Origin of the sequence: Bacillus cereus group sp. MS39 (assembly GCF_040448665.1) — a bacterium.
GTDB lineage: Bacteria > Bacillota > Bacilli > Bacillales > Bacillaceae_G > Bacillus_A > Bacillus_A wiedmannii.
In genome coordinates, this window is the sequence record NZ_CP123058.1 from 36,829 (window position 1) to 50,239 (window position 13,411).

Genomic DNA, 13,411 nt, shown 5'->3' on the forward strand with positions numbered 1-13,411 from the left:
TTTATTTACGATTCTTTTAAATCGTCCACTAACTTCTCTGCCAATCGTCTGTACATATTACTCATCGACACAAATGATGTTAGTAATAAAAATTTCTCTAGATTCGGATCTTCTAAGGAAGAAATTTCACTTACTTCTGAAACACGGTTATTTACGTCTTGTGTAAAGCTTTCGACGTTGTTTTCGGTAAGAGAAAGATAATCTTTATATAGTGTATTTAATTCGAATGAATCATCGTTTAATAAGGATTCATTTATATTTTCTAAGGAGCTTTTTATGTCATTAATGGAAAGGGCTCCTTTTAATTGATAAATTAAGCTGATTAAAATCATATGCTCTTTTGAGTATTTTTTATTTTTGATTGGAATAAACAGTTTCCCTTTTGCGTAATTGTTAATCATTGTTTTTGTTAATACTTTTTCATCATCGGTTCTTGTTGTATCCGCATAAGTATTTTCAAATAATTGGACAACCTGGTCTACATACAAGTCGACATTTGGAATATCCTCAAGCGTAATATTTTTTTCTAAATGTAATGTTTCAAGCAGTTTATTTATATTTTCCACGTAGAACCCCTCACTTTTATAACTTAGTGGAGCATAATGTTTAGTTTATCTCTAAATATGGTATTACGAAACAAATGAATTGTAAATGTTGACCTCTAATAATAATGCGTATATAATTACATGTAGTTATTAAAACTACATGTAATTATATGAGGGGTGTATATATGAATGCTTATGTAAGAGAACCAGTTAATGCTTTTACCCATTTGGGAGGAGCTGTATTATCATTTATTGCATTATTAGCTATGCTTGTAAAAGTTTCTATTAAGATGCCATCTTTTGCGGCAATTACAGCTGTTATTTTGTTTGGTATCGGAATGATGGTTCTGTATACAGCATCAGCTGTATATCATAGTGTTGTAGCCAGTGAACGTGTTATTTATTTCTTTCGGAAGCTTGATCACTCTATGATTTTTATATTGATTGCAGGTACATATGCACCATTTTGTTTAATTACATTACATTCCGCAAACGGTTTATTATTATTTTGTTTAGTTTATGCAACTGCCATTTGTGGTATTGTTTTTAAAATGTTTTGGTTTAGTTGCCCGAGATGGTTATCAACAGCAATTTATATTGCAATGGGCTGGTTAATTGTTCTGTTCTTTGCACCGTTAGCTGCTAACTTAAGTGCAGGGGGTATCGTACTTCTAGTGCTTGGAGGCATTCTGTATACAATCGGTGGATTTATTTATGGAACAAAGCCAAAATGGTTAGAGTTTAAACATATGGGGCATCATGAAATTTTTCACGTGTTCGTGTTATTGGGAAGCCTTGCCCACTTTTTAAGTGTATATTGCTACGTAATTTAACAAGCTGAAATTTCCGAGTAATTTTTATTTTTTCTTGATTAATAAATAAAGATATAGACACATATGTATGTTAAAGAGTTGCATAACGTAAAGGTTATGCGGCTCTTTTTTATATAAATAATAATTAAAAATAAATTTTTAAAATTATCAGTCTTTTTATGGTAGGATAGATGTGTATTGAGGTTATAAAATTTTATAATTAATAATAAGTGGGGGACTCTATATATGGCGATACTTATAACGGGTGGAGCAGGATATATTGGTAGTCATACGTGTATAGAATTATTAAATAATAATTATAAAATTATAGTCGTAGATAATCTTTCAAATAGTTCAATCGAGTCTTTAAACCGAGTAAAAGAGATAACAGGAAAACAATTTGAATTTTATAAAGAAAGTGTTTTAAATCGTGAAAAAATGAATGAGATTTTTTTGGAAAATAGCATTGAAGCGGTTATACATTTTGCTGGATTTAAAGCAGTGGGGGAATCGACTACAATTCCTCTAACATATTATTATAATAATATAATAAGTACAATCGTACTATGTGATGTGATGCAGAAACATCATGTTAAAAAGTTTATTTTTAGTTCATCTGCAACTGTATATGGAATTCCAAAAACGTCACCAATTACAGAAGAATTTCCACTAAGTGTGACAAATCCATATGGGCAAACAAAATTAATGATTGAGCAAATTATGCGTGATGTGGCAAAAGCTGATGATGAATGGAGTATTGCGTTACTTCGTTATTTCAATCCCTTCGGAGCACATAAAAGTGGCCGTATTGGAGAAGATCCAAATGGGATTCCGAATAATTTAATGCCATATGTAACGCAGGTGGCGGTAGGTAAATTAAAGGAACTAAATATATTCGGAAACGATTATCCAACAAAAGACGGGACAGGTGTCCGTGATTATATTCACGTTGTTGACCTTGCAAAAGGACATGTAAAGGCACTTGAGAAAGTACTTAAGACGAAAGGAATAGAGGCATATAATCTTGGCACAGGTAAAGGGTATAGTGTGTTAGAGATGATAAAGGCTTTTGAGGAGGTTTCAGGTAAAAAAATACCTTATAAAGTGATAGGGCGTCGTCCTGGTGATGTAGCAGTATGTTTTGCTGATGTATCTAAAGCGAAACGAGAATTAGGATGGGAAGCAGAATATGGGTTAGAAGAGATGTGTGTAGATTCTTGGAGATGGCAGGTAAATAATAAAAATGGCTATCAAATGATTTAAGGTAGTTAGTAAAGCATTCTCTTATTAATTTGTAGGATATTTTATGTATATAATAAATTGTATTCTTTATTATGCTGCTTGGGGTCAGTAATATGTTCAATTTAGGAAAGAGAATGTAATAAAATATTACTGACCATAGCATTTGAATAGCAACCGGTTCTATTGAAAAGTATTCCAATACTTGTATCATTGTTAAAGTGCGTTTATAATCAAATAATCTTATTAGCTTTTTGCTTGAATTACGTATTATTGAAAGCGTTTTTATTGCGTGATATATTTTGATTGACATCATTACTGTATGAAATGTATAAAAAGGGTTTTTCTATTGTTTTTTAAGGTAGGAAGTCTGACTTATTTTCGAAAAAACTTCGTATGTAGTTGTAAGTAAGAAGGAGAATAAGGAATAATATAATTTTTACAAGACGGGGAGGGTACAGTGTGAAAATGTAAGGTTTTCACATGAGGATATATGGGGTACGTAGGATTATTACTTTCGGGTGCAGCTTTATTTTTAAATAGTCTTGTTATATTAGGGAAAGCAGAGATGAAAAGTGCGGGTGTTTTTAATTTATTTGTGGGTGCACTACAAATTATTATTCCGTTCTATTTGATCATGACTTCTGACCAAAGCAATTGGACAGTGTATTCATATGCAGCTACTTTCTTATTTGGATTAACCTATTTATATGTAGGTGTTACCTTTATAAAAGGAATGGATAGTAGCGGTTTAGGTTGGTTTTGTATGTGGGTAGCAATTATTGCTTTATTCTATATGGTTGTTTCATTTGTTCAATTTCACGATGTTGTTAATGCATTAACGTGGTTTATGTGGGCATTACTTTGGTATTTATTCTTTGTATTAAATACACAAAAGAAGAATATCAATCAATATCTTGGAAGAATTGCCTTCGTACAATCATGGGTAACATTGACGTTGCCTTCACTCTTTTATTTTATGGGAGTATGGGGAGAGGGATTCGTATATGAACTATGGGTTTATGTATCCGTAATTTCTATTTTATACTTCTGTTATTGTATTTATAAATATCGAGTACGTTAATATATTTTCTGTAGAAAAGCATGGAATCGTTAAACGAATTCCATGCTTTTTATATATGAGCAGTTATAATAGAGAGGTATTATTTTACATTTTATCAAAATGAGGATGATGAAGTTGAAAAAAGTATTGGTGCTAGGGGGAACAAGATTTTTTGGTAAACATTTAGTAGAAGCACTTTTGCAAGATGGACACGATGTAACGATTGCGACGAGAGGGATTACAGAAGATTCTTTTGGAAGTGCAGTAAAAAGGCTGATTGTAGATAGAGAAGATGAAAAACAACTAGCAGAGCGTTTAGAAGATAAAAGTTATGATATCGTATACGATAATTTATGCTATAGCTCGAATGCAGCAAAGATAGTATGTGAAGTGTTACGAGGAAAAACGAAGAAATACGTTATGACATCTTCAATGGCTGTTTACGAGCCAGCACTAGGCTTATTAGAAGAGAACTTTAATCCGTACGAGTATGCCATTACGTATGGTGGTAGGAAGGATTTTACTTATGGTGAAGGCAAGCGATTAGCCGAAGCGGTTTCATTTCAACAAGCGACATTCCCAGTTGTTGCAGTGCGTTTTCCAGTTGTTATTGGAGAAAACGATTATACGAAAAGGTTACAATTTTACGTTGAATATATTGTGAAGCAAGAGCCTGTTGCCGTGAATCATTTAGATGGAGAGTTGTCATTTATACATGAAAAAGAAGCAGGAGAATTTTTAGCTTGGTGCGGGATGAAGGACATAGAAGGGCCAATTAATGCTTGTAGCAACGGGGTAGTTTCTACTGGCGAAGTTATTCATTTTATAGAAGAAAGTACGGGAATAAAAGCGCTCGTTCAAGAAGTAGGAGATAATGTAGCGCCTTATAATGAAGTGATTAATTGCACATTACATAATGGAAAAGCTAGTGAATTAGGATTCCCGTTCCGAGAGGTGAAAATAGACATAGAGCAAGTATTACGTTATTACATACATGCAATGGAATAATCATAAATCCCCCGGTGGCAATCCGGGGGATTCTGGAGGATTTCGACAATACTAATTTTACATTACCAAACTTACCTTATACGCACGACTAATGTTTTTGTGATTGAATTGCTTGTAAATACTTTTCATTTACTTGGTCCCAGTTCACTGTATGCCACCAATTGGTAACAAATTCTGGACGCCGATTTTGATACTTTAAATAATAGGCGTGTTCCCATACATCGATGACGAGTAATGGAATTTTACCTTCTTGCAAAGGTGTATCTTGATTGGGTGTACTCATAACGGAAAGTTCTCTACCATCAAGGACAAGCCACCCATAGCCACTTCCAAAACGGCTAATTGCTGCTTTGGACAGTTGATCTTTTAAGTTGTCAAAGGTATTGAAATAATAATCAATTACTTTTGCAACGTCTCCATTAGGCTCACCGCCACCTCGCGGGCTCATTACTTCCCAAAAAAGGCTATGACAATAGTGACCACCACCGTTATTTCTTACAGCTGTAACAATTTCCTTTGGTAAAACGTCTAAATTACATAGTAACTCTTCTAAAGACTTATTATGTAATTCCGTATAGTTTTCTAAAGCGGTATTCAAGTTATTTACGTATGTCGCATGGTGCTTTCCATGATGAATGGAAAGCGTGTTGCTATCGATATATGGCTCTAGTTCATCATAGTCATATGAAAGCTTTGGCAATTGAAACGAAGACATGATATTCCCTCCTTTCTCTTTAAAAGTTGGTCAAGGTAAAAATAATTTACCTGAGTCAAAAATACACCTATTTTTTATACAAGTCAATAGTAATGTCTTTAATTTTCTGAAAAATATTACAATAAAAGTAACACTTCGACTTTCATTTGTGACTCTTATTCTTTTTGCTTATACTGTAAAGTAGAACGTTTTGTTGAAATAGAAGGAGATCGTTTATGAGTAAAACGAAACAATTAATAGAGGAAGCGAGTCAGTTTATTACGATTTGCTATAAAGAGCTTAATAAAGAGCAATTCATAGAAGAGCGTGTGAAAGAAATTCAAGTTGAGATAGAGAAGACGGGGACGTATGAGCATACATTTGAAGAACTTGTTCATGGATCGCGAATGGCATGGCGCAATAGTAATCGATGTATCGGAAGACTATTTTGGAGTAAGATGCACATATTAGATGCACGTGAAGTAAATGATGAGGAAGGTGTATATAATGCATTAATTCATCATATTAAATATGCAACGAACGATGGGAAAGTTAAACCGACAATTACAATTTTTAAGCAATATCAAGGTGAAGAAAATAATATACGAATTTATAATCACCAATTGATTCGGTATGCAGGATATAAAACAGAAATGGGAGTGATTGGTGATTCTCATTCTGCTGCATTCACGGATTTTTGTCAGGAACTTGGCTGGCAAGGAGAAGGTACGAATTTCGATGTATTGCCACTTGTTTTTTCTGTCGATGGAAAAGAACCTATATATAAAGAAATTCCTAAAAAAGAAGTGAAAGAGGTACCGATTGAACATCCAGAGTACCCAATCTCATCTTTAGGAGCAAAATGGTATGGGGTTCCAATGATTTCAGATATGCGCTTAGAAATTGGCGGTATTTCCTATACAGCCGCTCCGTTCAATGGATGGTATATGGGGACGGAGATTGGGGCTCGTAACTTAGCGGATCATGATCGTTATAATTTACTGCCGGCTGTTGCGGAGATGATGGAGTTAGATACATCGAGAAACGGTACGTTATGGAAAGACAAGGCACTAATTGAGTTGAATATTGCTGTATTATATTCCTTCAAAAAACAAGGAGTTAGTATTGTAGATCATCATACAGCTGCACAACAATTTCAACAATTTGAGAAGCAAGAAGCATCATGTGGACGGGTTGTCACTGGCAATTGGGTTTGGCTCATTCCACCGTTGTCGCCAGCTACCACTCATATTTATCATAAACCGTATCCGAATGAAATTTTGAAGCCGAATTTCTTTCATAAATGATATTTAGTATAGTTTTTTTATGCAAAATATAATTTTTTTTAATTACTGTTACGTAGCAAATGGAAGCCTTTACTATCGGTTATTTTTGGAAGGGGATTTTTGAACCAAGGAGTTCCTTATGTTATAATCAAATTTCTGTTTCGAAGACCTTATAGAAATATAAGGTCTTTTGTTTTGCTTTTTTATGTAATAGGAATAGAAATTTTCTTTTAAATAAGGGATTTAGCATATTTTTAGGGACAACATAAGTGTGTGGAAAATCGATGAATTATTATGCTTATATAATCATTATGTTTTGGGTGTAAACAATAAAACATAGTAAAGTTGTTTTTTTAGATTGCTGAGGAAGGAGGAAGTGTAAATGAGGATGAAGAGTCGAAAAACGGATTGGCCTGTATTTCTTATTAGTGGTGGCTCACTTTTATTATTTGTAATTGCAGTTATTTTTAATAAAAGTTACGTAGAGGGAGCCATTAATAGCAGTTTTGCAGTTTCAATTAAATATTTTGGTGCCTTTTGGCAGGTTTTATTAATTGGTACATTTGTTGTTGCCATGTGTATGGCGTTTTCAAAATATGGGAGAGTTAAACTTGGGGGGCTAGAAAAACCTGAGATTAGTACGACGAAATGGCTCGCTATTATTATGTCTACATTACTTGCCGGAGGTGGCGTTTTTTGGGCAGCTGCAGAGCCGATGTACCATTTGATGACGGTGCCACCAATACATGAGGGTATAACTGCTGGAACGAAAGAAGCAGTAATGCCTGCTTTAGCACAAAGTTATATGCATTGGGGTTTCCTCGCTTGGACGATTTTAGGAACAATTAGTGCGGTAGTTATGATGTACGGACATTATCATAAAGGTATGCCGTTAAAACCTCGAACGCTTTTATATCCTATTTTTGGAGAGAAATTGCGAAAGAGTTGGCTTGGAACAACGATCGATGTGTTTGCAATTATTGCAGTAGCAGCAGGGACAATTGGTCCAATTGGATTTTTAGGACTACAAGCAAGTTATGGATTACAAGCATTGTTTGACATTCCTGATGTGTTTACTACTCAATTAGCCATTATTGTTTGTGTAGTAGCTGTTTCTACTATATCTGCGGTAACAGGAATTGATAAAGGGATTCAAATTATAAGTGATTTAAATGTTAGGTTAGCAGTTTTATTAATGGTATTCGTATTACTGTTTGGACCAGGTGGATTTATTATCGATTCATTTGTTTCTTCGTTTGGATTTTATATAAATGAATTTATTCCAATGAGCACATATCGTGGGGATTCAGGTTGGTTAGGATCATGGACAATCTTTTTCTGGGGATGGTTTATTGGATATGGACCGATGATGGCAATTTTAGTGAGCCGTATTTCAAGAGGAAGAACAATCCGAGAAATCATCGTTGCAATTGGAATTATTGCACCTATTATTACAACGTTTTGGTTTACTATACTAGGGGGATCAGGTGTGTTTTATGAGTTAATGAATCCTGGTTCTATCTCGACCGCATTAAGTGAATCTGGTATGCCGGCGGCTATGATTGCAATTACAGAGCAACTGCCACTATCTAATATTATTGGACCTGCATTTCTTTTATTAACAATTTTATTTGTAGTGACAACAGGAGATTCTATGGCGTATTCGATTTCAATGGCAGTGACTGGAGATGGAGATCCTAGAATTAGTTTGCGAGTGTTTTGGTCGCTTATTATGGGCGCAGTTGCAGCGATTCTTTTATACATGGGTGAGGGAAGTATTAACGCCTTACAATCATTCATCGTAGTAACTGCTGTTCCAGTATCTATTCTGTTATTCCCAATGCTATGGCTAGCGCCTAAAGTTGCAGGGGAATTAGCGTTAAAACAAGGTATTGTAAAAGAAGAAGAGAAAACTTCCTTCTTGTTCCAAAAAGCTAGTAAATCAAAATAAAGAATTGTATTTATATAAAAAGAGGAAGCATTTCATTTGAGATGCTTCCTCTTTACTATTTATTTAACTACTTTTCTCGAAGGGGATAGTACTCTGTACAATTTCAATCTATTCTAATACTTTATCTTTCGTCTCTGGGACACATAATAGCATTGTAACTAAACCGATTGGGTAGATAATGAAGATGAGAGATAGTGCTCCCATTAAGTTACCACCTGTAGCAAGTAATCCGATAATAACAGGTCCAAATCCAGCTAACCCACGTCCTGTACCGAAAATAAAGTTCTCTGCTGTCGATCGAGCTTCAGCAGGATAGTTTTCAGCTAAAACTGCTCCGAATCCTCCCATCATGCCATTTGCAAAGAATCCCAGCAATGCACTTCCCCATAACAATAATGTTGAGTCTGTGAATAAGAAGAAGTAAATGAGACAGTATATAGTACCACCGACATAATAGATTGTAAAAGTTTTACGGCGGCCAATTTTATCGGCTAGAATACCAAACGTTGCAATTCCAATTAGCATGCCGATCGTAGAGATGAACATCCAACCGCTCGCTTTTGCTAATGTGTAGTTATATTTATTCGCTAAAATAGTTGGCATCCATGTAAAAATTCCATAATATCCAAAGTTCTGGATAAATGACATAATAATAAGACCAATGGTTGTTATCGTTACTTTTTTATTGGCAAATAACTTTCGAAGTGGGAACTTTTTTATTTGCTTTAGTTGTTCTGCCTCAGTAGTTGTTAAATTACCTTCAGCTTCTTTTTGTAACAACTCTTTTTTGTATCGTTGTTTTTGTTCCCATATTTTCGGTTCACTTAAACTTTTGCGTACATAGACAGCTAGTAGAGCGGGAATGAGCCCAAATAAGAAAACAGCTCTCCATCCGAAATGCGGGACGATAAATGCTGGAAGGAGTGAAGCGACTAGTACGCCAAATTGCCATCCCAGTGCAACAACGGATGTCGCCTTAGCGCGCATTTCTTTAGACCATGTTTCAGTTACGATGGCCATCCCAATCCCGAATTCACCACCAACTCCCATTCCAACTAAAAAGCGAAGAATTAATAATTGCCAATAATCTGTTGCGAAATAAATAAGTGCTGTTGCTAGTGAGAATAGTAAGATTGTGAAGGCCATCGTACGGATACGCCCAAATAAATCAGCAATAAATCCAAATAAATAAGACCCAATTAGCATTCCTATTGTGGTAGCTAATGTTAAGTTTCCACCTTCAACAGGGCTTAAATGAAATTCTTTTAAAATGTAGACGAGTACGAAAGATAAGAGCAACATATCTAAACCTTCTGCTGCATATCCTAGCGCAGAACCAAACAATGTTTTATATCTTTTCTCCTTCGTTTCCTCTGTTGTTGATTGTACATCAGTAGTGACGTTCATCATTACTCCTCCTTATTTTTTCTACAGTCGCTATGGAAGAATAACAAAAGGCCTTCTCACCTGATATGATGAGAAGGCCAAAAAAGCATACGTATCCCTAAAAAAGACCATACGTATAGTATATTCCGACTTCCTTCTCAACCTCACGGGGTTGGGTTAAAGGACTGTATTATATTACTTTATTTTTAGCACTCTTCTATTAGATTGTCAAATAAAGAGGGGATAGTTATGTGTAAAATATTTCAAAAGATATTGCATTCTCCTTGACGCCCACTTCATTATTTTCCCATAATAAAACTAACTCATATAAAAAGGAATGAATCACAGATGCTAAATTTAGTACTTATGATGATTGAACGTGTTGGACTTATTGTTATTTTAGGATTTTTACTTTCTCATATTAAAACGTTCAGGCGCCTTCTTCATAGACAAGATGGATATGTAGATAAGCTTAAGCTTATTTGTATTTTTTCAGTGTTTACAATTGTAAGCAATTACACAGGAATTGAAATTGCCGGGAATACAATTATGAAAGAAAATTGGCTACAAGGTGTTTCGTCATCTAGTACAATTGCGAATACACGTATTATGGGTGTTGGAATTAGTGGACTGCTTGGTGGTCCTATCGTCGGAATTGGAGTAGGATCGATTGCTGGTATTCACCGTTATATGCTTGGCGGGACGACAGCGCTAAGTTGTGCAATTTCATCAATTTTAGCAGGTGTTATAACGGGGTATATTGGATACATTTTTAAAAAATATAATCGTGCAATTACGCCTAAATTTTCAGCGATTTTAAGTGTGTTTATCGTTTCTTTAGAGATGATTATGATCTTATTAATCGTAGAGGATGGGATTAGTATCGTGAAAACAATTGCGATACCAATGATACTTGTAAATAGTTTCGGGAGTTTTATTTTACTTTCTATGATACAAGCTATTTTGCGCCAGGAAGAAAATGCGAAAGCTTTACAAACGCATAAAGTATTACGAATTGCTGACAAAACATTACCATATTTTCGCCGCGGATTAACAGAGGATTCTTGTAAACATGTGGCACAAATTATTCACCGCTTTACGGGAACAGATGCGGTATCCTTAACAGATACAGAGAAAATATTAGCTCACGTTGGATTAGCATCAGATCACCATATTCCTTCACATAGTTTAATAACTGGTTTATCGAAAGAAGTGTTGAACACAGGAAAAATAATGAAAGCGAAATCGCGTGAGGTTATTAATTGTCAACATGAAGGCTGCCCTTTGCAGGCGGCAATCGTTATTCCACTAACTTCACATGGAAATACAATTGGGACATTAAAATTATATTTTAAAAATTCTAGCCAGTTAAGTCGTGTGGAAGAGGAATTAGCAGAAGGGTTAGCAAAAATATTCTCTACACAACTTGAGTTAGGTGAAGCAGAGTTACAAAGTAAGTTATTGCAAGATGCTGAAATAAAAGCGTTACAAGCACAAATCAATCCGCATTTTTTATTTAATGCAATTAATACTGTATCGGCTTTATGCCGAACAGATGTAGAAAAAGCGAGAAAATTATTATTGCAGCTTAGCGTGTATTTTCGTTGTAATTTGCAAGGGGCACGCCAATTGCTTATTCCATTAGAACAAGAGTTAAATCATGTACATGCATATTTATCGTTAGAACAAGCGCGGTTTCCGAATAAGTATGAAGTGAAGATGTACATTGAGGAAGAGTTAAAGACGACCTTAGTTCCACCATTTGTACTGCAGCTATTAGTTGAAAATGCATTGCGCCATGCTTTTCCGAAAAAGCAGCCGGTGTGCGAAGTTGAAGTACATGTGTTTGAAAAAGAGGGGATGGTGCATTTTGAAGTCCAAGATAATGGACAAGGAATTGAGAGTGAACGTCTAGGACAATTAGGAAAAATGGTAGTTCCATCAAAGAAAGGGACTGGAACAGCTTTATATAATATTAATGAACGACTTATCGGGTTATTTGGGAAAGAGACAATGCTTCAAATTGAAAGTGAATTAGAGCAAGGGACAAAGTTCCTCTTTGTAATTCCGAAAAAAGTAGGGGAGGAAAAACGGAGTGTTAAAAGTATTAGTAGTTGATGATGAAATGTTAGCGCGTGATGAATTGAAATATTTATTAGAGCAAACGAAAGAAGTAGAGATAATTGGTGAGGCGGATTGTGTAGAGGATGCATTAGAGGAATTAATGAAAAACAAACCAGATATTGTTTTCCTAGACATTCAGCTATCTGATGATAACGGATTTGAAATTGCAAATATATTAAAGAAGATGAAAAATCCCCCTGCAATTGTGTTTGCTACTGCCTATGATCAATATGCATTACAAGCATTTGAAGTAGATGCGTTAGACTACATTTTAAAGCCATTTGATGAAGAACGTATCGTACAGACATTAAAGAAATATAAAAAGCAAAAACAAATAAAATTAGAAACAAAACAAGAAGTAAAGAGTGTAGACGTAACGACCGAGATGCATAAATTAGCATTACCAATTGAAGAATCGATTGTACTCGTGAATATTGAAGATATTATATATGTAGGACTTGTGGACGGAAAAGTGACAGTAAAAACAATGAGAGAAACGTATGTAACACATGATACGCTTGTAATTTTGGAAAAGAAGTTGCCACAAGCAAGTTTTATGCGTGTCCATCGTAGTTTTATTGCAAATATTAATCATATTACAGAAATACAACCATGGTTCAATTCTACATATAATTTAATTATGAAAGAAGGATCAAAAGTACCTGTTAGCCGTACATATGCAAAAGAACTCAAAAAGCTACTTCGTATTTAAGAAGTAGCTTTTTGTATTTCGTCTGCCTATTTTTGTAACTAATTTTGTATATTTGACGTTCCACTATGTAAACGCTTACAGTTTTGTTTTTATCTTATACAATAAAGGTACCAAATCGAAAGAGGTGGCCAAAATGAGTACGAAAAAAGTATATAGTTTCTTATCACAAGCATTCATATTTTCAGCTATTATGTTAGTTTCTAATATTATTGCAACGCATTTACCAATTCCGATGCCTTCATCGGTGATCGGATTAGTTATTTTATTTAGCCTATTATGTTTAAAAGTTATTAAATTGGAACAAGTTGAATCACTCGGAACGGCTTTAACAGGTATTATCGGATTCCTTTTCGTTCCATCAGGTATTTCGGTTATTAATTCTCTCGGTGTAATGGGACAATATTTTGTACAAATTTTAACTGTAATTGTTGTCGCAACAATTATTTTACTCGCTGTAACAGGATTATTTGCACAATTTATTTTAGGAAAAGACGATAAAGAAATAGAAGATACGAAAGAATTGAAAGTAGTAAATAAAGGACGCAAGCACGGAAAAGTTGCGTAACCAATTTAGTATATATTGTTAGGAGG

12 protein-coding genes are annotated in these 13,411 nt (G+C 34.7%); 9 read left to right on the plus strand and 3 right to left on the minus strand.

What is annotated here, in order from left to right; genetic code table 11:
• Positions 1-5: 5 nt before the first annotated feature.
• Positions 6-566 carry a DUF1836 domain-containing protein gene (locus QEP67_RS00205; RefSeq protein WP_061671892.1) on the minus strand — a complete coding sequence of 187 codons (561 nt, stop codon included), beginning with the start codon at positions 564-566 and terminating at the stop codon, positions 6-8.
• A 164-nt stretch (positions 567-730) separates the two neighbouring features.
• Here QEP67_RS00205 and QEP67_RS00210 point away from each other — a divergent pair, with 164 nt between their 5' ends.
• From QEP67_RS00210 to QEP67_RS00225, 4 genes are all read left to right on the plus strand, one after another.
• Positions 731-1,378, plus strand: a complete 648-nt coding sequence (locus tag QEP67_RS00210) for a hemolysin III family protein (protein ID WP_000995375.1) — start codon at positions 731-733, stop codon at positions 1,376-1,378.
• A 225-nt stretch (positions 1,379-1,603) separates the two neighbouring features.
• A complete protein-coding gene (galE, locus tag QEP67_RS00215; protein ID WP_000996151.1) occupies positions 1,604-2,620 on the plus strand; it encodes a UDP-glucose 4-epimerase GalE in 1,017 nt (338 codons plus the stop codon).
• 469 nt (positions 2,621-3,089) lie between these two features.
• Positions 3,090-3,680 (plus strand): AmiS/UreI family transporter, encoded by a 591-nt coding sequence (locus QEP67_RS00220; RefSeq protein WP_000542577.1) that lies wholly within the window; start codon positions 3,090-3,092, stop codon positions 3,678-3,680.
• 99 nt (positions 3,681-3,779) lie between these two features.
• A complete protein-coding gene (locus tag QEP67_RS00225; protein ID WP_048566745.1) occupies positions 3,780-4,667 on the plus strand; it encodes an NAD-dependent epimerase/dehydratase family protein in 888 nt (295 codons plus the stop codon).
• A gap of 88 nt (positions 4,668-4,755) precedes the next feature.
• On the opposite strand, the gene sodA is transcribed toward QEP67_RS00225, so the two are convergent.
• Positions 4,756-5,382: a superoxide dismutase [Mn] gene (gene sodA, locus QEP67_RS00230; protein ID WP_000094064.1), complete on the minus strand. Its 627-nt coding sequence runs from the start codon at positions 5,380-5,382 to the stop codon at positions 4,756-4,758.
• A gap of 215 nt (positions 5,383-5,597) precedes the next feature.
• Between sodA and QEP67_RS00235 the strand changes: the two genes are divergently transcribed.
• Together QEP67_RS00235 and QEP67_RS00240 are read left to right on the plus strand one after the other, a co-directional pair.
• Positions 5,598-6,668 carry a nitric oxide synthase oxygenase gene (locus QEP67_RS00235; RefSeq protein ID WP_000047643.1) on the plus strand — a complete coding sequence of 357 codons (1,071 nt, stop codon included), beginning with the start codon at positions 5,598-5,600 and terminating at the stop codon, positions 6,666-6,668.
• 361 nt (positions 6,669-7,029) lie between these two features.
• The gene (locus QEP67_RS00240; protein WP_001242476.1) at positions 7,030-8,598 is read left to right on the plus strand and encodes a BCCT family transporter; all 1,569 of its coding nucleotides are present in this window, start codon (positions 7,030-7,032) and stop codon (positions 8,596-8,598) included.
• A 108-nt stretch (positions 8,599-8,706) separates the two neighbouring features.
• On the opposite strand, the gene QEP67_RS00245 is transcribed toward QEP67_RS00240, so the two are convergent.
• Positions 8,707-10,005 (minus strand): MFS transporter, encoded by a 1,299-nt coding sequence (locus QEP67_RS00245; RefSeq protein WP_001103427.1) that lies wholly within the window; start codon positions 10,003-10,005, stop codon positions 8,707-8,709.
• Positions 10,006-10,332: 327 nt separating this feature from the next.
• Between QEP67_RS00245 and lytS the strand changes: the two genes are divergently transcribed.
• The 3 genes from lytS (at position 10,333) to lrgA (ending at position 13,385) form a co-directional block, all read left to right on the plus strand.
• On the plus strand, positions 10,333-12,102 hold the full coding sequence (gene lytS, locus QEP67_RS00250) for a two-component system sensor histidine kinase LytS (RefSeq protein WP_000933595.1): 1,770 nt from the start codon (positions 10,333-10,335) through the stop codon (positions 12,100-12,102).
• Positions 12,080-12,820 (plus strand): LytTR family DNA-binding domain-containing protein, encoded by a 741-nt coding sequence (locus QEP67_RS00255; RefSeq protein WP_000921823.1) that lies wholly within the window; start codon positions 12,080-12,082, stop codon positions 12,818-12,820. Before lytS ends, QEP67_RS00255 begins: the two co-directional genes overlap by 23 nt.
• A 133-nt stretch (positions 12,821-12,953) precedes the next feature.
• Positions 12,954-13,385 (plus strand): antiholin-like murein hydrolase modulator LrgA, encoded by a 432-nt coding sequence (lrgA, locus tag QEP67_RS00260; RefSeq protein ID WP_000104908.1) that lies wholly within the window; start codon positions 12,954-12,956, stop codon positions 13,383-13,385.
• Positions 13,386-13,411 lie beyond the last annotated feature (26 nt).

Excerpts from the sequence above, each read along its gene's own strand:
- QEP67_RS00220 (WP_000542577.1), top strand. The coding sequence starts at position 3,090 with ATGGGGTACGTAGGATTATTACTTTCGGGTGCAGCTTTATTTTTAAAT.
- QEP67_RS00210 (WP_000995375.1), top strand. The coding sequence starts at position 731 with ATGAATGCTTATGTAAGAGAACCAGTTAATGCTTTTACCCATTTGGGA.
- QEP67_RS00245 (WP_001103427.1), bottom strand. The coding sequence starts at position 10,005 with ATGAACGTCACTACTGATGTACAATCAACAACAGAGGAAACGAAGGAG.
- sodA (WP_000094064.1), bottom strand. The coding sequence starts at position 5,382 with ATGTCTTCGTTTCAATTGCCAAAGCTTTCATATGACTATGATGAACTA.
- QEP67_RS00240 (WP_001242476.1), top strand. The coding sequence starts at position 7,030 with ATGAGGATGAAGAGTCGAAAAACGGATTGGCCTGTATTTCTTATTAGT.
- lytS (WP_000933595.1), top strand. The coding sequence starts at position 10,333 with ATGCTAAATTTAGTACTTATGATGATTGAACGTGTTGGACTTATTGTT.
- galE (WP_000996151.1), top strand. The coding sequence starts at position 1,604 with ATGGCGATACTTATAACGGGTGGAGCAGGATATATTGGTAGTCATACG.
- QEP67_RS00235 (WP_000047643.1), top strand. The coding sequence starts at position 5,598 with ATGAGTAAAACGAAACAATTAATAGAGGAAGCGAGTCAGTTTATTACG.
- QEP67_RS00225 (WP_048566745.1), top strand. The coding sequence starts at position 3,780 with ATGAGGATGATGAAGTTGAAAAAAGTATTGGTGCTAGGGGGAACAAGA.
- lrgA (WP_000104908.1), top strand. The coding sequence starts at position 12,954 with ATGAGTACGAAAAAAGTATATAGTTTCTTATCACAAGCATTCATATTT.